Raw genomic sequence first — 869 nt, forward strand, 5'->3', positions numbered from 1 at the left:
TTGTTGAAAAGACAGGATCTACTTACACGCGTTTAGATAAGCTCTGAGGCTCTCGGCATCAAAATATGGCGAAGGCATTTTTGCAAGATACTCAGCTCCTTTAGATGTGTTCATTTTTAGTGTTAGCGCCCCCGTACCTTTATGTTTCTTTTCCAAGATACCCGAAACAAGCTCCAAAGACTCTGTCAAACTTTGGAGAGCTTCGTCAACGACCTCTATCATTTGTTCAGTCATAGTATACAGTGCAATTAGTTGACCCTCGCCGACGATCTCACCAAGTTGACAAAGTGTATGTGCGCCCGCCTTCCCTAAATTCGAAGCCTTTAATGTCGCCCGATACTCATCTAAGGAACCATTACGATTTGAAAAATTCTCGAAGCAAGCTCTATATCGAGCCTGCGCAAGGTAGATCGTATCGATAGTCACCGTATCATTCATCGATAATGCTATATCGATAATGCGTGGATCGATTCGATCAGTGACCCCTGGATTACTAGGAATTTTGGTTATTTCTAAAAATCTAATCTTGCTATCACGAGCGGGGTAGATATTATATTTTTTTATTGAAAACAGATCATTCAACTGTGAAGTAAGATGAATAACCGTTCTATGAACGGCACTAAAATCCGCTTTAACCTCATTAGCCTTTTCAGTTTTCTTCTGAAAAAAAATAGGAACAACCGGCACCTGCCATTGCGCCGCCGAAGCCGGCTGCTACAGGTCCGCCCACATCTTTTAGAACAGCAACAACAATCGGGCTTATCAACTGAGATATTTCTGGCGAAAAAAGCAAACACGGCTAAGAAACGCAAAAAAAAACGGTAAAAACCTACCAAATAAAAAAACCAATTATCGACGGCGAACCCCAA

The 869-nt window shown here is 41.7% G+C and carries 1 protein-coding gene; it reads right to left on the reverse strand.

All coding sequences use genetic code 11. The features are described from left to right. Positions 1 to 18: 18 nt before the first annotated feature. Positions 19 to 687, reverse strand: a complete 669-nt coding sequence (locus HT737_RS30215; RefSeq protein ID WP_220459603.1) for a hypothetical protein — start codon at positions 685 to 687, stop codon at positions 19 to 21. Between the last annotated feature and the right edge of the window lie 182 nt (positions 688 to 869).

It is taken from the genome of Pseudomonas sp. MD195_PC81_125 (assembly GCF_014060985.1).
GTDB lineage: Bacteria > Pseudomonadota > Gammaproteobacteria > Pseudomonadales > Pseudomonadaceae > Aquipseudomonas > Aquipseudomonas parakoreensis.